This is a genomic window from Aromatoleum bremense (assembly GCF_017894365.1).
GTDB classification, from domain to species: Bacteria; Pseudomonadota; Gammaproteobacteria; order Burkholderiales; family Rhodocyclaceae; genus Aromatoleum; species Aromatoleum bremense.
This window is the reverse complement of sequence record NZ_CP059467.1, coordinates 4,183,121-4,202,720: the sequence shown is the minus strand read 5'-3', so window position 1 is coordinate 4,202,720 and position 19,600 is coordinate 4,183,121. Positions and strand designations below refer to the sequence as shown.

19 protein-coding genes and 2 pseudogenes are annotated in these 19,600 nt (G+C 63.7%); 7 read left to right on the top strand and 14 right to left on the bottom strand.

The window, feature by feature from the left end; all coding sequences use genetic code 11:
• Positions 1-36: 36 nt before the first annotated feature.
• From pbN1_RS19835 to pbN1_RS19815, 5 genes are all read right to left on the bottom strand, one after another.
• Entirely contained in the window at positions 37-744 is a 708-nt protein-coding gene (locus pbN1_RS19835) for a dienelactone hydrolase family protein (protein ID WP_169201066.1), read from the bottom strand.
• Positions 745-862: 118 nt separating this feature from the next.
• On the bottom strand, positions 863-1,936 hold the full coding sequence (amrS, locus tag pbN1_RS19830) for an AmmeMemoRadiSam system radical SAM enzyme (protein ID WP_169201065.1): 1,074 nt from the start codon (positions 1,934-1,936) through the stop codon (positions 863-865).
• A 107-nt stretch (positions 1,937-2,043) separates the two neighbouring features.
• Positions 2,044-2,598 (bottom strand): AmmeMemoRadiSam system protein A, encoded by a 555-nt coding sequence (amrA, locus tag pbN1_RS19825; protein WP_210147592.1) that lies wholly within the window; start codon positions 2,596-2,598, stop codon positions 2,044-2,046.
• Positions 2,576-3,403 (bottom strand): AmmeMemoRadiSam system protein B, encoded by an 828-nt coding sequence (gene amrB, locus pbN1_RS19820; RefSeq protein ID WP_169201064.1) that lies wholly within the window; start codon positions 3,401-3,403, stop codon positions 2,576-2,578. Before amrB ends, amrA begins: the two co-directional genes overlap by 23 nt.
• Positions 3,404-3,444: 41 nt before the next feature.
• A complete protein-coding gene (locus tag pbN1_RS19815; RefSeq protein WP_169201063.1) occupies positions 3,445-4,716 on the bottom strand; it encodes an MgtC/SapB family protein in 1,272 nt (423 codons plus the stop codon).
• A gap of 243 nt (positions 4,717-4,959) precedes the next feature.
• Between pbN1_RS19815 and pbN1_RS19810 the strand changes: the two genes are divergently transcribed.
• From pbN1_RS19810 to thpR, 5 genes are all read left to right on the top strand, one after another.
• On the top strand, positions 4,960-5,988 hold the full coding sequence (locus pbN1_RS19810) for a type I glyceraldehyde-3-phosphate dehydrogenase (RefSeq protein ID WP_169201062.1): 1,029 nt from the start codon (positions 4,960-4,962) through the stop codon (positions 5,986-5,988).
• Positions 5,989-6,100: 112 nt separating this feature from the next.
• Positions 6,101-7,720, top strand: coding sequence for an indolepyruvate/phenylpyruvate decarboxylase (gene ipdC / locus pbN1_RS19805; RefSeq protein WP_169117085.1), 1,620 nt, complete (start codon positions 6,101-6,103; stop codon positions 7,718-7,720).
• Between the two features lie 69 nt (positions 7,721-7,789).
• On the top strand, positions 7,790-8,491 hold the full coding sequence (gene ispD, locus pbN1_RS19800) for a 2-C-methyl-D-erythritol 4-phosphate cytidylyltransferase (protein ID WP_210147591.1): 702 nt from the start codon (positions 7,790-7,792) through the stop codon (positions 8,489-8,491).
• Between the two features lies 1 nt (position 8,492).
• On the top strand, positions 8,493-8,990 hold the full coding sequence (gene ispF, locus pbN1_RS19795; protein WP_169201061.1) for a 2-C-methyl-D-erythritol 2,4-cyclodiphosphate synthase: 498 nt from the start codon (positions 8,493-8,495) through the stop codon (positions 8,988-8,990).
• Positions 8,980-9,561, top strand: coding sequence for an RNA 2',3'-cyclic phosphodiesterase (thpR, locus tag pbN1_RS19790; protein WP_169201060.1), 582 nt, complete (start codon positions 8,980-8,982; stop codon positions 9,559-9,561). The genes ispF and thpR overlap by 11 nt, the downstream gene beginning before the upstream one ends.
• A gap of 19 nt (positions 9,562-9,580) precedes the next feature.
• Here thpR and pbN1_RS19785 read toward each other — a convergent pair whose 3' ends face one another.
• Positions 9,581-10,222, bottom strand: a complete 642-nt coding sequence (locus pbN1_RS19785) for a glutathione S-transferase family protein (protein ID WP_169201059.1) — start codon at positions 10,220-10,222, stop codon at positions 9,581-9,583.
• 242 nt (positions 10,223-10,464) lie between these two features.
• On the opposite strand from pbN1_RS19785, the gene pbN1_RS19780 reads away from it, so the two are divergent.
• Positions 10,465-10,944 (top strand): aminoacyl-tRNA deacylase, encoded by a 480-nt coding sequence (locus tag pbN1_RS19780; protein ID WP_169201058.1) that lies wholly within the window; start codon positions 10,465-10,467, stop codon positions 10,942-10,944.
• A gap of 125 nt (positions 10,945-11,069) precedes the next feature.
• Here pbN1_RS19780 and pbN1_RS19775 read toward each other — a convergent pair whose 3' ends face one another.
• From pbN1_RS19775 to pbN1_RS19765, 3 genes are all read right to left on the bottom strand, one after another.
• The gene (locus pbN1_RS19775) at positions 11,070-11,510 is read right to left on the bottom strand and encodes a host attachment protein (protein WP_169117090.1); all 441 of its coding nucleotides are present in this window, start codon (positions 11,508-11,510) and stop codon (positions 11,070-11,072) included.
• Positions 11,511-11,784: 274 nt separating this feature from the next.
• Positions 11,785-12,621, bottom strand: a complete 837-nt coding sequence (locus tag pbN1_RS19770) for a M90 family metallopeptidase (protein WP_169201057.1) — start codon at positions 12,619-12,621, stop codon at positions 11,785-11,787.
• Positions 12,622-12,626: 5 nt separating this feature from the next.
• The gene (locus tag pbN1_RS19765) at positions 12,627-13,520 is read right to left on the bottom strand and encodes a DMT family transporter (RefSeq protein ID WP_169201056.1); all 894 of its coding nucleotides are present in this window, start codon (positions 13,518-13,520) and stop codon (positions 12,627-12,629) included.
• A 94-nt stretch (positions 13,521-13,614) separates the two neighbouring features.
• Here pbN1_RS19765 and pbN1_RS19760 point away from each other — a divergent pair, with 94 nt between their 5' ends.
• Positions 13,615-15,816: a RelA/SpoT family protein gene (locus tag pbN1_RS19760; RefSeq protein WP_169201055.1), complete on the top strand. Its 2,202-nt coding sequence runs from the start codon at positions 13,615-13,617 to the stop codon at positions 15,814-15,816.
• Positions 15,817-16,107: 291 nt separating this feature from the next.
• Here the strand turns inward: pbN1_RS19760 and pbN1_RS19755 are convergent.
• The 5 genes and pseudogenes from pbN1_RS19755 to pbN1_RS19735 all read right to left on the bottom strand — a co-directional run.
• Positions 16,108-16,778 (bottom strand): annotated as a pseudogene (locus tag pbN1_RS19755) (IS5 family transposase); the annotation flags it as partial.
• A 16-nt stretch (positions 16,779-16,794) separates the two neighbouring features.
• Positions 16,795-17,289, bottom strand: a complete 495-nt coding sequence (locus tag pbN1_RS19750; protein WP_244857282.1) for an IS66 family transposase — start codon at positions 17,287-17,289, stop codon at positions 16,795-16,797.
• Positions 17,290-17,309: 20 nt separating this feature from the next.
• Positions 17,310-17,684: pseudogene (locus tag pbN1_RS19745) on the bottom strand (transposase); the annotation flags it as partial.
• Positions 17,685-17,813: 129 nt separating this feature from the next.
• Positions 17,814-18,518, bottom strand: a complete 705-nt coding sequence (locus pbN1_RS19740; protein ID WP_169201053.1) for a macro domain-containing protein — start codon at positions 18,516-18,518, stop codon at positions 17,814-17,816.
• A gap of 7 nt (positions 18,519-18,525) precedes the next feature.
• Positions 18,526-19,551, bottom strand: coding sequence for a DUF4433 domain-containing protein (locus pbN1_RS19735; RefSeq protein WP_169201052.1), 1,026 nt, complete (start codon positions 19,549-19,551; stop codon positions 18,526-18,528).
• Between the last annotated feature and the right edge of the window lie 49 nt (positions 19,552-19,600).

Here is a 19,600-nt window from a genome sequence, read left to right as displayed (position 1 = left end):
CGCGGCGAGACCGCGGAGAGACGGGTAAGGGCGGAATTATAGGGGATGGGACGAAGCGGGCTTGTCCGACTGGCCGGATCGCTCGATTTCATCGGCAACGGGCGGCGGCAACTTCGTGCGCAACCACTCCGCCGCGAGCAGCGCGAAGCGGTCGAGTGCGCCCGGTTCGGCAAAGTCTTCGCCGGCACCGTCGACGAGTTTCCAGTCGCGCGGGGCGCGGATGTGCTCCCAGGCGCGCAGGATCATGCCGAGGTGGAGATCTTCGCTGCCGATAATCATGCGCACAGGCACCGTCAGCGTGCCGAGCGGCGTCGCGCCGGCAAGGTCCGGGCGGCCGGCGCGGCACACGATCGCCGCGAAGCGTCCGGGGCCTTTCCATGCCGCCCGGATCGCCGCGCCGCTGCCGGTGCCGGAGGCGACCAGCCCGATCGCGAGGCCGGTGAGCGGCGGCTGGTGGCCGATCCAGTCGGCCACGGCGAGGATGCGGTTTGCCAGCTTCGGGACATTGAAACGCGCATCGGCGTCCCGCGTCTCTTCGTAGCGCGTCAGCAGGTTGATGATCAGCGTCGCGAAACCGGCGTCCTGCAGCGCGGCGGCGACTTTCGTTTCGCACGACTGGGTCGGCGTGCTTCCCGACGGGCGAAGAATCACCGCCAGGCCCCGCACGGTCGGCGCATGCGACAGCTCGCCGTCGAGCCAGACGCGCTCGGCGGGAATGCTGATGGTGGTGTGGCGCAGCTTCACTTCGGGCCTGGGAATGCTGTCAATACGGCTGTCAATACGGCTGTCAATACGGCTGTCAATACGCCGGGGCGCAGGCGGCGAGCATGGCACGGTGCGGGTAGCGCGGCAACATCGGCTATCAGGCCACGCGGTGGATCGGGACCGGAATCCGGCGCGAGCCGAACGGTTGCTCGAAACGGGCGAAGCGGCCGGCCAGTGGCGTCCCGCAGGCCAGGCATGCGCCGCTGTCGTCGAGCGCATAGCCGAGAATCTCGTACCAGTCGCGCTCGATGACTGCCTTGCCGCATCCGGTGCAGCGCGTCGTGCCGCCATCGACGTCATGCACGTTGCCGGTATAGACGTGCCGCAGGCCCTGCGCGAGCGCAATGCGGCGCGCGCGCGTCAGCGTCGCGGGCGGTGTTGGCGGCGTGTCGGTGAGCTTGAAATCCGGATGGAAGGCGGTGAAATGCAGCGGCACTTCGGTCCCGAGTTCCTTCGCGACCCAGTTCGAGAGCGCCTGCAGCTCGGCGTCCGAATCGTTCTCGCCAGGGATCAGCAGCGTCGTGATCTCGACCCACACGTCGGTTTCATGGACCAGCCATTTCAACGTGTCGAGCACCGGCTGCAGGTGCGCGCCGCACAGCTTGACGTAGAACTCGTCGGTGAAACCCTTGAGGTCGACGTTGGCCGCGTCCATGTGCGAGAAAAGGTCGCCGCGCGCGACTTCGGTGACGTAACCGGCCGTGACGGCAACGGCCTTGAGGCCGAGCGCGTGCGCTGCATCGGCGACGTCCACGGCGTATTCGGCGAAGATCACCGGGTCGTTGTACGTGAAGGCGATGCTGCGGCAACCCCACTCGACCGCGGTCCGGGCGATCTCGTCAGGAGACGCCTGGTCCATCAGCCGGTCCATGTCGCGCGACTTCGAGATGTCCCAGTTCTGGCAGAACTTGCACGCGAGGTTGCAGCCCGCGGTGCCGAACGAAAACACGCTGGTGCCGGGATAGAAGTGATTGAGCGGCTTCTTCTCGATCGGGTCGATGCAGAAGCCGGAGCTGCGCCCGTAGGTGGTCAATACGATGGCGTCGGACTCGCGCATGCGCACGAAGCACGCGCCGCGCTGGCCTTCATGGAGTTTGCAGTAGCGCGGGCATACATCGCACTGGATGCGGCCGTCGTCGAGCTTGTGCCAATGGCGTCCTGGATGGTTCATCCGTATTCTCACCGCCGCAGCCGGCCATCGCAGCCCGCCGCGGCCATCAAAAGGTGAAAGCGCACCGCCGCCCGTGTCTCGATTCCCCAACCGGGTTGTCGGCCGCGTCATTCGCACCATTTACGGACGGTGTAGGTCGCGGCCAGAAGATTGCCCGTGGGGTGATCCGGCGCCAGTCCGGCCTTGCGTTTGAGCGCCGCGACGAACTCGCGCGGCTCCGGAAGCTGGTTCCACACCTGCGGCAAAAAAGTCGCGCTGCGGCAGCCGCCGGAAAGAATCAGGCCGTCGATGCCGGGCCGCAATTGGCGCAGCAGATCGGCTTCGTCGGTGAATTCGAGGAACTGCGGTTCCGATAGCAAAGACACTTCGATCCGGATGTCGTTCAATTCGTCAGCCGAAACCGGGAGAAAGCGCGTGTCCCGCGTGGCGGCGGCCACGGCGTTGGCGGCGACGTCTTCGCCGAGGGCGCGTTGCGGGCGCAGGCTGCCGATGCAGCCGCGCAACGCGTCGTAGAGCTTGAGCGTCACGAAGGTCGCGCCCCGTTGCGCGAGCCGCGCGTCGTCGGCGAGCGGTTCGTCCGTGAGTCCGAAGTGCCGTTCGAGGGCGCGGCGTGCGTGGGCGAGCAGCGTCCGGCCCAGTTCAGTGTCGGGCAGCGTGGGCATGAGCGTGGGACTGCGAAAACGCGATGCTGGCGTAGCCGACGACGCGGGAGCGGTCGCCGGCGGTATCGCCCGAGTTGCGCAGGTCGAGCAGGTGCGGCTCCAGGCCGTGTTGTGCCGCGGCGCGCAGCAAACCGTTGACCGGCGTCGCACCGCACGCCTGCTCGTGGTCGATTCCGCTGCGAAGCGTCAGGATCTGGTCGACCGTGGCGCGGTCGCAGCTCTGTGCCTGGCCGTACGGGTGGTAATGCGACAGATCGGAGCTGATCACGATCAGCGTCTCGGGGCCGCCCCACAGCGTTTCGATGATCTCCGCTACCGCTTCGGTGCTGGCGTTCCCGACGAGCAGCGGAACCAGTTCGAAGGCGTCGAGCACCGTCTGCAGGAAAGGCAGCTGGACTTCGAGACTATGTTCGGCGGCGTGCGGGCGATCGTCGACGACGACGTCGGGGCGCGCCTGGAGCGCCTCCCAGTCGCCGCGACTCATGGGGATCTGCCCGAGCGGCGTCGAGAAGAATTGCGCGGCCGGCAGGGCGAACGCCCTGACCGCCATGCGGTGCGCCGGGCCCAGGAGCACGACGCGGCGTACCACGTCGCGCAGCCCGGCCAGATTCGCGTACGCCGACGCCGCGACGGGGCCCGAATAGACGTAGCCCGCATGGGGCACGATGAGGGCTTTCGGTGCGGACACCGTTTCGAGCGGCACGGCAGCCGCCAGCATTTCTCCGATCTGCGCGCGCAATGCGTGCGGATCGTCCGGATAAAAGTAGCCGGCAACCGCCGCCGGCCGAATCGAAGCAGTGGCCATGGAATTCCTCGTTGGGGTGCGAGCACAGGAACCTGCTGCAATTATAGGCCGGTGCCGGATAGCGCGTGCCAGGCGGTGCCGGCTGCGAGGCCGAACCCGATTGCACTCATGCCGCGGAAAATCCTCTTGCCCAGCTCGCGTCCGCCGAGGACGACGGCGAGCACCGTCTTGAAGCCGAGATTGGCCATCATCGCCACGCCGATCGCGATCGCTGCCGCGTCGGCAGCGAGTTTCTCGAGGGAAAACAGGCGCATGCTCGACAACGCGATTGCGTCCATGTCGGCGAGGCCCGACACGGCAGCGAGCGCGTACAAGCCGTGGGTGCCGGCGATGTCGGACAGCCACGCCGAAACGAACAGGATGACCGCGTACAGCGCACCAAAACCGAGCGCCGCGCGCAGCTCGGTGGGGTTGCGCGTCTGCGGGAGCACCGCCTCGCTGCCGGCCGGAATCCGCCAATCCCAGATCAGCGTTCCCATGCCGAGCACCAGCCCCGGCAGGACCACGATCGCGAGCTTGGCGAGGAGCCCGGGTGCAACGACTGCGGCGATCAGCGCGATCCGGATCATCATGACGACGTTCGCGAGCACGATCACCAGCGCCGCCACCGGGGCCGAGGCCGGCGTGACGCGACTGTTGCGGGCATGGATCAGCGTCGTCGCGGTGCTCGACGCGAGGCCGCCGGCGATGCCGACCAGCGCCGCTCCATAGCGCGCGCCGACAAGCCGGAGGATCGCGTAGCCGGCGAAGCCGAGTCCCGATATCAGCACCACCATCCACCACACCTGGCGGGGGCTGACTGCGCCCTGGGGATCGATCGGGCGGTCCGGGAGGATCGGCAGGATCACGAGCGAGAGCACGCTGAACTGGATGATCGAGATCCAGTCCTTCGACTCGAGCCGGGTGGCGATGCCGCGCAGCTCGGCCTTGAAATACAGCAGGATCGTCGTCGCCACTGCGAGCATCACCGCGATCGTCGCATGGCCGAGCCACACCGCCGTGCCGAGGCAGTAGCACAGCAGCAGGGCCGCGACCGAGGTGGTGCCCGGATCGGTCGCGTCGGGATGGCGAAGATAGGCTGCGATGATCATCACCCCGACGATCGCGAGGCCGAATACGAAAGGCGCGACGCTGTCGAAATGCTCGCCGAGCATGCCGATCAGCGCGCCGAGCAGGCCGACCAGTCCGAACGTGCGCAGGCCGGCGCGGGCCGAAGCGACGCGCTCGCGCTCGAGGCCGATCAGCAGCCCGATCCCGATCGCGATCAGGAAAGCCTGAATCTGTGCCGCGTCGAAAGGCTTCGAGAAAGGCATGCCGTCACTCCCGGTTTTTCTTGCAGGTCTTCGTGGTATTGCATGCCGACTGGTTCGTTACTCTATTCGATTCATGCGGACGGTGAAACGGTGCGCCGTGCGACAGAGGCCCGCGACGATGCCGTGGCCGAATCGTTACGTGTATTCTGGCGGTTCGCGCACCGACCTCGTCGATTCGCCGTAATTCAGCAGACATAATGGAGCATGAGTGGATTCATTTTTTTGGCTGGCGAGAGACGCGAAATGAGCAACTCGCTGCGTCTCGCAATCAACGGTTATGGCCGGATCGGGCGTTGTTTCCTGCGCGCGCTGTACGAGTCGCCGCTGAAGAACACGCTGCAGATCGTGTCGATCAACGAGCCGGCCGACCTCGCGACCATTGCCTACCTGTCGCGCTTCGATTCCACGCACGGCGTTTTCCCGGGAAAAATCGGGACCGGAGCCGATTGCCTGATCGTCGACGGGCGCGAGATCGGCGTCACGCATGCCTCTGTGCCCGAGGAGGTCGACTGGAAGGGGATCGGCGTCGACCTGCTGATCGAATGCTCGGGCTGCTACACGCAACGCCATGATTTCGATCGCTTCCTCGACGCGGGGTGCGAACGGCTGCTGATCTCGCAGCCCGGACGCAGCGCGCAGGACGTCGATCTCACGGTCGTGTATGGCATCAACCACGGCGAGCTTGGCAGCCATCAGCGCATCGTGTCCAACGCCTCGTGCACGACGAACGCGGTCGTACCCGTCCTCGACCAGTTGCACCGCGCGTTCGGCATCGGCCATGTTTTCCTGACGACGCTGCATTCGGTGATGAACGACCAGCCGCTCATCGATGGTTATCACCATTCGGATCTGCGGCGGACGCGCTCGGCCATGCAGTCGATGATTCCGGTCGGGACCGGGCTCGCCCAGGGCGTCGAACGCTTCCTGCCGCAACTGGCGGGACGGGTGCAGGCCAAGGCGATCCGCGTGCCGATCCTCAACGTCTCGGCGATCGACGTCGTCGTCGAACTCGGCTGCGACGCGACATCCCGGGAAATCAACCTGCTTCTCTCGGAAGCCGCAGCGGCGCAGCCGGGCCTGATCGCCTATTCCATCGATCCGCACGCATCGATCGACTTCAGCCACAACCCGCACTCGGTCATCGTCGACGGCAGCCAGACGCGCATCAACGGCCCGCGCCTCGCGAACCTGCTGCTGTGGTTCGACAACGAATGGGGCTACGCGAACCGGATGCTGGAGGTGGCGAATTACTGGGGCGAGCGGTTCGGCTGAGGGGCGCCGCGTAGTGCGCGACACGAAGTTGCGCAAAAGCCCAAAAAAACGAAATTCCCTGCTCGGCAAGCGCGCGTATTCTGACGTCTCCAACCCGATACGGATGACTGTCATGAACCTGTCCCAGGCCCTGCTAACCGCGCTGCGCGATCACGGCGCACGCGAGATATTCGGCATTCCCGGCGACTTCGCGCTGCCGTTCTTCAAGGTCATCGAAGAGTCCGGCATCCTGCCGCTGCACACGCTCAGCCACGAGCCGGGCGTGGGATTCGCGGCGGATGCGACGGCGCGCTATCGCTGCTGCCTGGGCGTCGCTGCGGTGACCTACGGAGCGGGTGCGCTGAACATGGTGAACCCGGTCGCCGGTGCGTATGCGGAAAAATCGCCTGTCGTCGTCATTTCCGGTGCGCCCGGCGCGGGCGAGTCACGTTCCGGGCTGCTGCTTCATCATCAGGCCAAAACGCTGGACTCGCAGTTCGAGATCTATCGCGAGATCACCTGCGACCAGGCGCGTCTGACCGATGCGCGCAGCGCTCCGCGCGAAATCGCGCGCGTGCTGGCGAGCTGTCTGCGCGAATCGCGGCCGGTCTACATCGAGCTGCCGCGCGACATGGTCGGCGTGCCGTGCGAGCCGGTGATCCCGCTCGTGCCTCCCGCGCCGGACCGTGAAGTGTTATCGGCATGCGTGGACGAGATTCTCGTGCGCCTGCGCGGCGCCACGTCGCCGGTGCTGATGGTGGGGGTCGAAGTGCGCCGCTTCGGGCTTGAAGCCAAGGCGGCGGAGCTCGCGCGACGGCTCGGAGTGCCGGTCGTGACCAGCATCCTCGGCCGCGGGCTGCTCGCCGGAACGGATGCGCCGCTCGTGGGCACCTACCTCGGCGTTGCCGGACAGCAGCAAGTGACCGATCTCGTCGAGCAGTCGGATGCGCTGCTGCTGCTCGGCGTCATCATCTCGGACACGAATTTCGGCGTGTCGTCGAAGCAGATCGACCTGCGCAAGACGATCCAGGCGCTCGACCGTCGTGTCACACTCGGCTACCACACGTATCCGGAGGTGCCGCTCGCGGCGCTGGTCGACGCCCTGCTCGAGCGCCTCGACGGGCCTGCCCCCGCGGTGCGTTTCGATCCGCCACACTACCCGCGCGGGCTGCAGGCCGACGACGCGTCGATCACCCCGAACGACATCGCGCTGGCGATCAACGACCTGATGGACGCCCACGGCCGGATGCCGATCGCGGCCGATGTCGGAGACTGCCTGTTCACCGCGATGGACATCGAGCCGACCGCGCTCGTCGCGCCGGGCTACTACGCGACGATGGGATTCGGCGTCCCCGCCGGCCTCGGGCTGCAGGCAGCATCCGGTGAGCGGCCGCTGATCCTCGTCGGGGACGGCGCGTTCCAGATGACCGGCTGGGAACTCGGCAACTGCCGCCGCTACGGCTGGGATCCGATCGTGATCGTGTTCAACAATTCTTCCTGGGAGATGCTGCGCACTTTCCAGCCGGAATCGGCATTCAACAACCTCGACGACTGGGGCTTCGCGGCGATGGCGGACGGGCTCGGCGGCGACGGGGTGCGGGTCGGTACGCGCGCGGAACTGAAGGCGGCGCTCGACCATGCGCTGGCGACGCGGGGACGTTTTCAGTTGATCGAGGCGATCATCCCGCGCGGCGTGCTTTCGGACACGTTGTCGCGCTTCGTCGCCGGCGTGAAGCGGTTGTCGCAGAAATAACAGCGGCGCCGGCGCCGGGCGAGGGGTTGTCTTGGCGGGAGCCGGCATCGCGCGGGTAGAATCCGCGCCATGCAGAACTTTCAGCCTCGTCATTTCGCAATCGTCCCGGCGGCCGGCAACGGCAGCCGCATGGCAGCGTCCCGGCCGAAGCAGTATCTTCCGTTGCTCGGCAAGCCGCTGATTTTCCATTCGCTTGCCGTGTTGTGTGCCGCGCCGGCGATCGACAAAGTGTTCGTCGTGCTTTCGGTCGACGACGCCGAGTGGCGTCGTCACGACTGGTCCTCGCTCGGCCCGAAGCTGGTGCCGCTTTTTTGCGGCGGCGCGACGCGGGCCGACAGCGTGCTCGCAGGGCTGCGCGCGGCCGCCCATGAGGTCGAGCCATCGGACTGGGTGCTGGTGCACGACGCCGCGCGCCCCTGCCTTGCGCCGTGGCACATCGAGAAGCTGATCCGGGAACTCGCGCGCGACGAGGTCGGCGGCCTGCTCGCCGTGCCGGTCGCCGATACGCTGAAGCGCGCCGGCGAACACCGGCAGGTGCTCGCCACCGTGCCGCGCGAAAACCTGTGGCAGGCGCAGACGCCGCAGATGTTCCGCCATGTGATGCTGCGCCGCGCGCTGGAAGCGGCGACGCACGTCACGGACGAGGCCAGCGCGATCGAGGCCGCGGGCCTGCATCCGCGACTCGTCGAGGGCGACGCGACGAACCTGAAAGTCACTTATCCGCTCGACCTGCACCTGGCCGAGTGGATCCTCACGAACCGGGAAGGCTGAAGTGAAAGCTCCATTCCGTATCGGCCAGGGGTTCGACGTGCATGCGCTGGTGCCGGGGCGGGCGCTGATCGTCGGCGGCGTGCACATCCCGTTCGAGCGCGGCCTGCTCGGGCATTCGGACGCCGACGTCCTGCTGCACGCGCTGACCGACGCGCTGCTCGGCGCCGCCGGCCTCGGCGACATCGGGCGACTCTTTCCCGACACCGACGCGGCGCACGCGGGCGCCGACAGCCGCATGCTGCTGCGCGAAGCGTTTGCGGCCGTGCGGGCCGCGGGTTTCGGCGTCGTGAACGTCGACGCGACGGTGATCTGCCGGGCGCCCCGGATCCTCCCTCATGCGCCGGCGATGGTCGCGAACATCGCCGCCGACCTGGGCATCGACCCGGCGGCGGTCAATATCAAGGGCAAGACGACCGAAAAGCTCGGTTTCACCGGTCGCGGCGAGGGCATCGCGGCCCAGGTCGTCGCGCTGCTGATGCGACAGGGCGATGAAACCTGATCCCGCTGCGACGGGAAAAACTTCACGCGTATTCTTCGCGCTGTGGCCGGGCGCCCGCGTCGCGAGGCGCCTGCATGAACTCGGCGCCGAGGCGCACGCGGAATGTGCCGGGCGCCGGACGCGATGCGAGACGCTGCACCTGACGCTCGCGTTCATCGGCGACGTGTCGCCGCAGCGCCTCGCCGACCTGATCGCGGTCGGGAATTGCGTCGAGGCGACCCCGTTCACGCTGCGGCTGGACTGCCTCGGTGGCTGGCGCCACAACCGCATCGTCTGGGCCGGCGCGCAGATCTGTCCCGCGCCGCTGGCCGGACTCGTCGAGCGACTCAACGGCGCGCTTGAAGCCGCCGGTTTTGCCGTCGAGCGGCGCCCGTTCGCGCCGCACGTGACGCTGCTGCGCAAGGCGCATACGCAGGTTTCCGCGCGCTGCGTGGAACCGATCGACTGGCGCGTGGGCGGCTTCGCCCTCGTCGAGTCCTTGCAGACCAGCGCCGGCGCACATTATCGGACGCTCAGGGAATGGCGAGCCGGAGAGGGCGAGGGCGACCGGTGCGCCGGGAAAAGCGGCTGACGCCGCTCCCGCGATCGTTTCAGGCCCAGTGGGCCGGCCAGGTGCGAGCGAAGTATGGCAGCGCTTCGACCCGCTTCATCCACGCTGCAAGCCGCGGGCCGATCCGTGCGCCGATTTCCACGTCCGGCTTCCTCTTCTCGATTCGCAGCGCCAGCGCAATCAACGGGTAGAGCGTGAAGTCCGCCGCGGACAGTTCGCCCGCCAGCGTGTCGCCCGCGATCATCGTTTCCCACAGGCCGAGTTCGCGCGTGAAGGCGTCGCGCGAGCGTGCGATCGTTTCCTGCTGCCATTCCGCTTTCGGCGTATAGAGCACACTTGCGACGAGTTCTTCCAGCGGGTTCGCCAGATACTGGTCGGCTTCGCGGACCATGCGGCGGATCAGCGCGCGTTGCCGGATGTCGCCCGGAAACAGCAGCGGCGTTTCGTCGTAACGTTCGTCGAGATATTCGAGGATCGCCGCCGACTCATAGAGAGCGAGCCCGTCATCGACGATTGCCGGTACTTTCTGGCGCGGGTTGATCGCCGTGTACTCGGGTTTTTTCAGGTCTCCCGCATCGAACGACAACGCCTTGAGTTCGTACCGCAGATGCTTGTGTTCGAGTGCCAGCCAGACGCGCCAAGCATAAGGCGAACCGGCGCCGTAGTAGAAACAAAGAGCCATTTCCGAACCTCCCACGCTTTGGAGACCTGCAAACGTCTTGCGCATCCCGCCCCTGCGGCGGGCGACTCCGCCCGGCAACCGTATGGGCGGCCTGCCTGCAGTGCAGGATGCCGTGTTGCGTCCTAAAATGAAATATCGGCAGAAAATGAGGGGCCGCAGGGGGTAGGCGGAGCGCGTTGAAAGTCCCATTCGAGGGCGACAACAAGACCCGCTGCCCGGATCCTGAATCCAGGAGAACCATCATGGCAATCGCATCAAAACTCCAGGAGTACATGAGCGAACACGGCTTGCGGTACGACGTCCTGACGCATCCGCATTCCCACAACAGCATGGAAACCGCCCAGCTGGCGCGGGTACCCGGCAATTGCCTGGCGAAATCGGTCGTGCTCGAAGACGATGACGGCTTCCTGATGGCCGTGTTGCCGTCCACCCAGCACGTGCAGCTCGGCTGGCTCAGCAAGGCGATGCAGAGCAACTTGCGCCTGGCGTCCGAGGACGAACTGTCCGCCCTGTTCGCCGATTGCGAACCGGGCGCGGTCCCGCCCGTCGGCAGCGCGTATGGCATGCGGATGGTCGTCGACGACACCTTGGCCGAGCAGCCGGAGATCTACTTCGAGGGTGGCGATCACGAGAAGCTGATCCAGATGAGTGGAGAGGATTTCATGAGGATGATGGAAGAGGCGAAGCACATCCGGTTCGGCGAGCATTACTGGCGGCATTGAGCGGCCGCCTTCGAGCCGAATGAATGCGGGGCGCCAGGCGCCCCGCGGCTCTTCGAGGTCACGCATGGTGCGACCCCATCGTCTCATGAACAGAGACGTTCGAAGAATCAGGCTTGGTCAGGAATTCAGAGAAACAGGCACGACCCCAGCCGCTCGCGCAGCACGGGCTCGGGTTCCTTCGTGTAGTCCTTTTCGAAACGATCGGTGATCAGCTGCGCTGTCGGCGTGTCGAGCACCGAATTGAGCATGCCCATGAAGGCGGGCGGCGCGAATACGATTGCACGGCTGAACTCGTTCTTGGCTCGCCCTAGGTACAGTTCCTGCGCAAGTTGTTGCGCGAACACCTTTGCTTCGTGGGTTTTGGGGATGGTTTGCGGCTGTCTCGAACCTTGCCCGTTGCCTACCGACGCCATGCTGCCGGAACGGTCGGTCACAAGTTCGGAATTCTTCTGTCGGCTTTCCGGATGGATCAGTTCCTTCACCAGTGTGAGTCCCTTGTTCGGACCGAGGTTTGCATAGAGCTTCGCCAGGCTGGCATTGGCAACCAGTATCCAGGTTATAACCATGAATCGTCCTCCGAAAGATAGATCGGGTGGTCTGCCGGTTATGGCTCTTCCAGCTTAGACGGACGCCAGATACGTAGCAAACGCATTTTGCTGTGAGCGTCAACCGATCACTCCGGGCCCGCCAATGACGCCTGTCCTGGAGGAGTACTATTCCAATGAATTTATTTATTAATCATTTGGAATATTTTCGGAGCCCGATCGGTCAGAATGTTCTCATCGCCCCACCGGTCGCCCGACTGGGGGCGATAGACGATGAGCAGGCGCTTGAGGGCGTTCATGATCGACCGGAACCGGACCCATCGACGGTGCGTGGCTGGACCCCGCAATGGCGTCGCCGTTCGTCGCGGACGCGGCGCTCGCCGGCGGCGAGGTCCAGCCTGTAGAAGCGCGACAGCTGTTCGTACACGCGGGGAAGTTCCTGCTCGAGAAGGCAGGGGGTCTCGAAGAACGCTTCGGAGGCGACCGCGAAGAACTCGCCCGGACTGTCGGTGCCATACGGGTCGAGCAGCGTTTCCTCGCCCGCGTCGACCTGTCCGCAAAAACGCCGGTAGGCGTCGGTGAACACGTTGGCCCAGGCCGCTCTGCTCATGCCTCGCGGCAGCAGCGGCAAGCCGTCGACGTCGCCGTTCTGCATGTCCAGCTTGTGTGCGAACTCGTGGATGACGACGTTTACGCCTTCCGGCCCTTCGCCCTCGCGATGCCACGACACGAGCACCGGGCCGCCTTCCCACGCTTCACCGAGGACTTCGTCGTCGTATTCGTGCACGACGCCGGCGTCGTCCGTTTCATGCCGCGGAATCACGAAATCGCCGGGATAGACGACGACGCCGACCCAGCCGCGGTAGGCATCGAGACCGACGTGCAGGATCGGCAGGCAGGCCTGGAGGGCGATCGCGAGCATCACCTGGTCGGTGAGTGCCATGCCGTGGGCGCCGTGGAACTGCTTTTCCGCGAGGAACTCGCGCGCGAGCTGCCGCAGGCGCTCGCAGTCGGCAGGTTCAAGATAGTCGAGAAATGGCAGCTTCTTCTCGACGCCGGTCCATAACGCGTCCGGCACCCGTATCGCGGCCAGCCGGCGTGCCTTCCGCCATTTGCGCAGGAAATTCAGCATCGTGTTCAGCCGGCGGGTTTGCGCGTCGTCAGGAAAATGCCGGCGAAAACCAGCGCGATTCCGGCGAAGTGGAACGGCTGCGGCCGCTCGCCGAGAAAGATCGCCGCGAGCAGCGCCGTGAACACCGGCATCAGGTGGATGAACAGGGACGCGCGGCTCGGCCCGACTGCCGCAACGCCGGCGTTGAAGAACACGTAGCCGAGAAAGCCGGGAAAGATGCCGGTGTAGAGAATGCCCGCGAACGCTGCCGGTGACGGATCGATGAGCCTCCCCCCGGCGATCTCCCACGCATACAGCGGCGCGAGCCCCGCGACGCCGACGGCGGTGAAGGCGGCGAGCATCAGCATCGGATCGATGCCGGCGGGCCGCCATTGCAGCCCGACCGTGTAGAGGCCCCAGGTCAGCACCGCGAGCAGCATCCACAGGTCGCCGGTGTTGAGGCTGAAGCCGAGCAGCGTCGCGAGGCTGCCGCGCGCGACGATGATCATCACGCCGACGAGCGACACGACGACGCCGGCTGCTTCGAGGCGCGTCAGCCGCTTGCCGAGCAGCAGGAACGCCAGCGCAATCGTCGCCACCGGCGTGAACGAATTGAGCAGCGTCGCGCTGGTTGCGGTGGTGTATTGAAGCGCGATGTACGCGAAGGTGTTGTAGCAGCCGACGCCGATGAAGCCGAGCACGACGACCGCACGCCAGTGCGCCTTGAGGCGGGGCCATTGCGCGCGCAGATGGGGCAGCGCGAACGGCAGCGTCAGCGCGAATGCGATGGTCCAGCGCCAGAAGGCGAGGGTCATTGGCGGAACGGCTTCGCGCAGGCCACGGCCGATCACCATGTTGCCCGCCCAGAACAGCGAAGTCAGCGTCAGGAGCAGATAGGGGCTGGCAAAGCGCTTTTTCATTGGTCTTGTCACCGTGGCAGGCCGGTGATGATGGCACAGCGCGGAATCGTCTGCAGCCGGGCGAAGATGAGAGCCGATATGGGATAATCCGCCCATGGTCTCCGTCACGCATGCCATTTCACAGAACGACGCTGTTCCGCCGGTCGAGTTGCTCGCCGATGGTCTGGGCGCCGACGATCGCGCACTGATCGAAAAAGCCCTCGAACTGGCCGAGGGCGTCTACGAAAACCACGTGCTCGGCACCGGCGAGTCGGTGTGGACCCACGCGATAGGGATGGCGCTGATCGCCGCGTCGCTGCGGCTCGACGTCGAAACGCGCGTGGCCGCATTACTGTTCGCCGTCGGCGACTACGTCGAGGACCCGATCGAGACGGTGACGGCGCGCTTCGGCGAGGGGGTCGCGCGTCTCGTCGAGGGCCTGCGCAAACTCAACGGCCTGCGCCTGCTCACACGCATGACGGCGACCGCGACGGCACCGGAGATCCGCGCGCAGACCGAAGTGCTGCGCAAGATGCTGCTGGCGATGGTCGAGGACATCCGCGTCGTGTTGCTGCGGCTTGCGTCCCGCACGCAGACGCTGCGTTATTTCACCGAACAGAAAGGCGAAGTCCGCACCGACGTCGCGCGCGAGAGCCTCGACATCTATGCCCCGCTGGCGAACCGGCTCGGCGTGTGGCAGCTGAAGTGGGAGCTGGAAGACCTGTCGTTCCGCTTCCTCGAGCCAGAGACTTACAAACGGATCGCGAAGATGCTCGACGAGCGTCGCGTCGAGCGCGAGAACTTCATCCAGGAAGCGATCGAACGGCTCAAGCGCGAAATCGCCGCGGTCGGCATCAAGGCCGAGGTGTATGGGCGGCCGAAGCACATCTACAGCATCTACAACAAGATGCGCGCGAAGCGGCTCGACTTCTCGCAGGTGTACGACATCCGCGCGCTGCGGGTGCTGGTCGACAGCGTGCGCGACTGTTACACGGTGCTGGGCATCGTGAACCAGATCTGGCAGCCGATCGGCCAGGAGTTCGACGACTACATCACGAAGCCGAAGGGCAACAACTACCAGTCGCTGCACACCGCGGTGCTCGCCGGCGATGGTCGCGCAGTCGAAGTGCAGATCCGCACGCACGACATGCACAAGCATGCTGAACTCGGGGTCGCGGCACACTGGCGCTACAAGGAAGGCAAGGGGCACGGCGGCGATTACGACGAGAAAATCGCACTGCTGCGCAGCCTGCTGTCGTGGCGCGACGAGATTGCAGATTCGGCCGACTGGGTCGAGAAGTTCAAGCGCGCCTCGCTCGACGACGCGATCTACGTGCTGACGCCGCAGGGCAAGGTCGTCGATCTGCCGCGCGGTGCGACGCCGATCGATTTCGCGTACCGCCTGCACACCGACCTCGGCCACCACTGTCGCGGCGCCAAGGTCGACGGGCACCTGGTGCCGCTCAACACGCGGCTCGAGAACGGCCAGACGGTGGAGATCACCGCGGCGAAGGAGGGCGGTCCGTCGCGCGACTGGCTCAACGCCACGCAGGGCTATGTCGCGACGGGCCGCGCGCGCACCAAGATCAAGCAGTACTTCAATCAGCTCGAAGAGAACGAGCTGCTCGCGCGCGGGCGCAGTGTCATCACGAAGGAAATGCAGCGCGAGGGGCAATCCCAGGCCAACATCGACGAGATTGCGGGCAAGCTCGGCTTCAAGAACGCCGAGTCGATGTTCGTCGCGGCCGGCCGCGGCGAAGTGGGGCCGCGCGCGGTCCATCTCGCGCTGCGCGACACCGGGGAGCCCGCGCCGGAGGCGGCCGATTCCGGCATGGTGATCGGCCAGAGCCGCGCCGGTGATTCGAGCGACAAGATCCTGATCGTCGGAGTCGGCAAGCTCCTGACTTCGCTCGGACGCTGCTGCAAGCCGGCGCCGCCGGACGCGATCGAAGGGTTCGTCACGCGCGGTCGTGGCATCTCGATCCATCGCGTCGATTGCCGCGATTTCCAGCGCCTCGCGAAGAGCCACGCGGAGCGGGTGATCAAGGCGGACTGGGGCGAGCAGGCGTACAACAACCGCCAGTCGGTGTTTCCGGTCGACATCGCCGTGCAGGCGGCCGACCGCCAGGGCTTGCTGCGCGACATCTCCGAAGTGCTGTCGCGCGAAAAGCTCAACGTCATCGCGGTCAATACGCTGACAAAGAAGGGGGTGGCGTACATGCGCTTCACGATGGAAGTCGGCGGCGTCGCGCAAGTGCAGCGCGCGATCACGCTGATCCGCGAAGTGCCCGACGTCATCGACGCGCAACGCAGGTAGACCCAACTCTCGTGTCACCAGCCGCCATCCGGAAAATGTTGGTGAGGCGCAATCGTGCGTATTCCAGTCGACCTGATCAGGCATTTCAGTCACGTTCGCACGAAGAGAGATATAGTCAAGACTGGTAGGCACCTCGAATAACCCGAGATTTTCAATGAATCCTGCCGCGCAACGATGATCGCGACCCAATTCGGTTCAATTTCTTCAGCAAATCACCGCTTTTCACTGCGGCGTTGCCCCGTTTTTGCCTAGAATCACCTCGGCTACCAGCGATTCAGCCCATTTCTGGCGTCAGAAGGCCTCGATTCCGGCCTCCTGGAAATAGACCAGCCGCTTCAAGTTGTAGCAGGCCGCCATCATCGCCATCGCAAAGCTTGCCCGCGCCTGACCGATGGTGCGCAGCATTTTGCCGCCCATCTGCTCGATGGCTCCGAACACATGCTCGACCCGCGCACGCGTCTTGGCGATGCGCTTGTTGCGCCGCTGCTGGCACTCGGACAACGGCTTGTTGCGCTTGCCCTTCCTCTGGATCTGGTTTCGGAAGCCGTTCTCCTTCAACCACGCTTCACGACCCTCGGACGGGTAGCCCCGGTCGGCATAGACATCGCGGCTGGTGTTGCTCGTGTCGAAGACGTTGTCAAAGTGCTGGCTGTCGTGCGGGCGGTGTCGGTCTCGATCCGGCGGATAATCTTGTATTTCTTGTCGACGTTGATCGAGAGCTTGTAGCCGAAGTGGCTCTTGCCGTGCTTCTTCGTCCAGGTCGCGTCGGTGTCCTTCTGGCGCCGCTTCGCCGGGCGCCACGAGGCAGCCATCGCGCCTTGCTCGATCAGTTCCTTCTCGCCGCGGCGGTTATGCTGCTTGGGAGCAGGCACCAAGGTGGCGTCGATGATCTGACCGCCACGTGCGATGAAACCCTTCTTGAGCAGCTGCGCCGAGACGCCATCGAATAGGGCCTTCGCGCCGTAACCGTTCAGTCCCCTATGCCGCAGCCGTCGGCAAGGACGGCAGTGCGAGACCCCGACGTGCGGCGTGAATGACGGCCCCCAGGAAACGCCAGGCGCAGGCCCCGCGGCGTCGGCAGGTGTCGATCACGCTGGCCAGCAGGGCAAAGGCGCGCGAGCCGGTGGCCGATCGCGTGCCGTGGCTGATGCGGCGTGCAATCACCCAGTGGCGCAGCGCCTGCTCGGCCGCGTTGTTCGTCAGCGGCAGGTGCGGCTCGTCGAGCGGGCGCAGAATCACGTCCCAGTCGTTGAGGAATTCGCGGGCGAGACTGCCCACCACCGCATGGGGGTCGTCGCGGTGGCGTTCACACAGCCGGCGTAACTGCGCAATGTCGGCTGCATGACATTGCGGGAGCGGTGGCGAGGTGGCCCGTGCGGCGTACACCGCTGCCTGCAATCGCTTCAGGATCCCGGCCATCTCGGTGCCGATCCCCGCTGCGCGTCGGTCGGTCGATTCGGCCAGGCCGCGCACTTTGCGCAGCAAGTGCGCCCAGCAGCGCAGCCGGTTGGGGCGATTCCGATAGACGGGATCCACACGGTGGTGCGGTCCGGGACGTTCGTCGCGTTCGCCAGTCCGCAAAAGCGCTTGTAGCTCATGCGGTCGAGCAACTGGTACTCCATCTGCTCATCCGAGAGGTTGTACAGGCGCTTCAACACCAGTATGCGCACCATCGTTTCGGTCGGGTACGGCGGACGGCCGCCCTGCACACTCATCGGACGCGGCGCCACCTGATCAACCTCGGCCGCCAACGCTGCAAAGTCGATGTGCGGCTCAATCTCGACCAGTGGGTCGCCCAGCGAGTCGATCTTCTTGCGGTGGTGTTCGTCGGCGAACAGATCGGTCTTGATGGCGCTTCGCGGTTTCATCGGAGTGGGCTGGAGCAGGTTTCAGGACGATGTAATTTTACCAAGGGCGGACGAACCGAGTTTTTTCGAGGTGCCCCACAGTCAAACCCGAGAAGACTACATCAACCCTCAATAAGAGGAGGCGCTCTCTCAGAGTAGTGACTGCTGACCAGGCATAGCCGATTCAGTCGCAATAGGCACGCTTCGCGCCAACTTGAATACTCCCTCAAGGGTCTTGATACCAATTCCGTCTATTTTTGCGATCTGATTTAGCTGAACAATTTTCGGGTCACAAACAGCCTCAATCAGCCTCTCTACATAATTCCTTCGTACCCCTGCGACCTCCGCAATTACTCCCGGGTCCTGTGACAGCAACCACGACTTCACCCTCTCAAAGAGGTCATCCTTAGCCAATGCATCGTATTTGTATATCTCAATATCAATGTTGAGTTCGCTCAAATAACCTAGCATTATCTCCAGACTGACATCTTGCGCTATGCCGCCCTTATCGGCTCCAAGCAAAGGGAATGCAATAGACTTCACCTCACGGTCCTCGTAAGTTTCAACAAACTTTTTCAAACCCGCATGCAAATACTCCAACTTAGACGGATACTTCCAATGACGCTTCGTAGGAAAATTTAGAACCCATCTATCCGGCGCCTTGTACACCCAGAGCAAACCGATATCTATTTTCTTTTCCGTACACAACTTTACATACTTCTCGTACAAATCCGGATAACGCAGTCTAACCTCTAGCGCAATGCCAGCACCCATTACACCGACGCAATTAATCGTGTTTACGATAGTTTGGCATTTGCTTGTGAATATATTTCCGCTTATTACAATAACGCCCATAATCTTCCTAAAAGAACATATTCTTAGATATCACTGCGTCGCAGTTGTAGCTCTTTGCGACCCCAAGCGTCTCCATCGATGCGCAATGAATTCTCACAATGTGCGCTGGATCCACGTACGGATATACCAAAACCTCGGAGCAGCGTTTTCGCTTCCCATCTGGAAAGTCGTTCCAGTACGACGCTCTTATCACATCCCAAGGAAGAAAAGCGAGATCCTTAACGTCTTTATAGAATTTAGTATCGCGTGAAGCTGCATTTCCATCCGTAAATACGAACTCACTACTCTCAAGCAGAGAAAGCGACACTTCAATCAGGCATAGCTCGTTTTGCACATGCTTTTTGACATACAGCATTGGATTTCTGACATTTATATACAGCGGAGCGTAGTCATGGACGGCCCTATTGTAAAACGGGTCAACCCTATCTCTCCATTTTTGAACTTCGTGATTAGAGATATCAGTTGGTTGAAATTCAGAAAATGCCCCGCTGTTGCTCAAAATTCCGCTACTAAGAATTGTTTTAAGATTATTGCGGTGCGTTATGTGCCACAGCGAGAAAACTCCGAACACACTAAAATGTGAAGCGACGGTTTCTTTTAAATCGAGTTTGCTCCCACCTTCGGGTCCGTTCAACTGAACAGAGGCAGAAAGATCTTTGCAGCGGATGCTGGAACCTTCCTTGGGTTGACACTCTAAATCGCTATTTCCATCCGAAACCTCAAAACATTTTAAATCCTTTGTTCGCGGAAGCTTCTCAACATGAGATTGCAACAGCCTATCAGGAACCTGTATATTTGGCTGCGAATCATGTGGGGTAGGAGGACTAACAGGCTTCGAAATCTCCTCCTCAAGCTCCTTTAGCCTTCGTGCTCTCTCTATAGCACTCTTCTTTTCTGCTTCTTCTGAACGCTCAGTATTACCTTTTACCGCATTATTTTTGTCCCTCGCCTCACCGCTTCTTTTTCCTTTCGACGAAGCGCCTGTCATCTCCCCGATGAGCCACACAACAAATAAACCAATAATCCACTCCATTAGCCCTCCCTACGATGACCAATTACACTAAGTTCGCTGCAATCACGCA

Excerpts from the sequence above, each read along its gene's own strand:
- pbN1_RS19765 (WP_169201056.1), bottom strand. The coding sequence starts at position 13,520 with ATGAAAAAGCGCTTTGCCAGCCCCTATCTGCTCCTGACGCTGACTTCG.
- pbN1_RS19740 (WP_169201053.1), bottom strand. The coding sequence starts at position 18,518 with ATGGGCGTTATTGTAATAAGCGGAAATATATTCACAAGCAAATGCCAA.
- pbN1_RS19785 (WP_169201059.1), bottom strand. The coding sequence starts at position 10,222 with ATGGCTCTTTGTTTCTACTACGGCGCCGGTTCGCCTTATGCTTGGCGC.
- pbN1_RS19735 (WP_169201052.1), bottom strand. The coding sequence starts at position 19,551 with ATGGAGTGGATTATTGGTTTATTTGTTGTGTGGCTCATCGGGGAGATG.
- amrS (WP_169201065.1), bottom strand. The coding sequence starts at position 1,936 with ATGAACCATCCAGGACGCCATTGGCACAAGCTCGACGACGGCCGCATC.
- thpR (WP_169201060.1), top strand. The coding sequence starts at position 8,980 with ATGAAACCTGATCCCGCTGCGACGGGAAAAACTTCACGCGTATTCTTC.
- pbN1_RS19810 (WP_169201062.1), top strand. The coding sequence starts at position 4,960 with ATGAGCAACTCGCTGCGTCTCGCAATCAACGGTTATGGCCGGATCGGG.
- ispD (WP_210147591.1), top strand. The coding sequence starts at position 7,790 with ATGCAGAACTTTCAGCCTCGTCATTTCGCAATCGTCCCGGCGGCCGGC.
- amrA (WP_210147592.1), bottom strand. The coding sequence starts at position 2,598 with ATGCCCACGCTGCCCGACACTGAACTGGGCCGGACGCTGCTCGCCCAC.
- pbN1_RS19760 (WP_169201055.1), top strand. The coding sequence starts at position 13,615 with ATGGTCTCCGTCACGCATGCCATTTCACAGAACGACGCTGTTCCGCCG.
- pbN1_RS19815 (WP_169201063.1), bottom strand. The coding sequence starts at position 4,716 with ATGCCTTTCTCGAAGCCTTTCGACGCGGCACAGATTCAGGCTTTCCTG.
- pbN1_RS19775 (WP_169117090.1), bottom strand. The coding sequence starts at position 11,510 with ATGGTTATAACCTGGATACTGGTTGCCAATGCCAGCCTGGCGAAGCTC.
- amrB (WP_169201064.1), bottom strand. The coding sequence starts at position 3,403 with ATGGCCACTGCTTCGATTCGGCCGGCGGCGGTTGCCGGCTACTTTTAT.
- pbN1_RS19780 (WP_169201058.1), top strand. The coding sequence starts at position 10,465 with ATGGCAATCGCATCAAAACTCCAGGAGTACATGAGCGAACACGGCTTG.
- ipdC (WP_169117085.1), top strand. The coding sequence starts at position 6,101 with ATGAACCTGTCCCAGGCCCTGCTAACCGCGCTGCGCGATCACGGCGCA.
- pbN1_RS19770 (WP_169201057.1), bottom strand. The coding sequence starts at position 12,621 with ATGCTGAATTTCCTGCGCAAATGGCGGAAGGCACGCCGGCTGGCCGCG.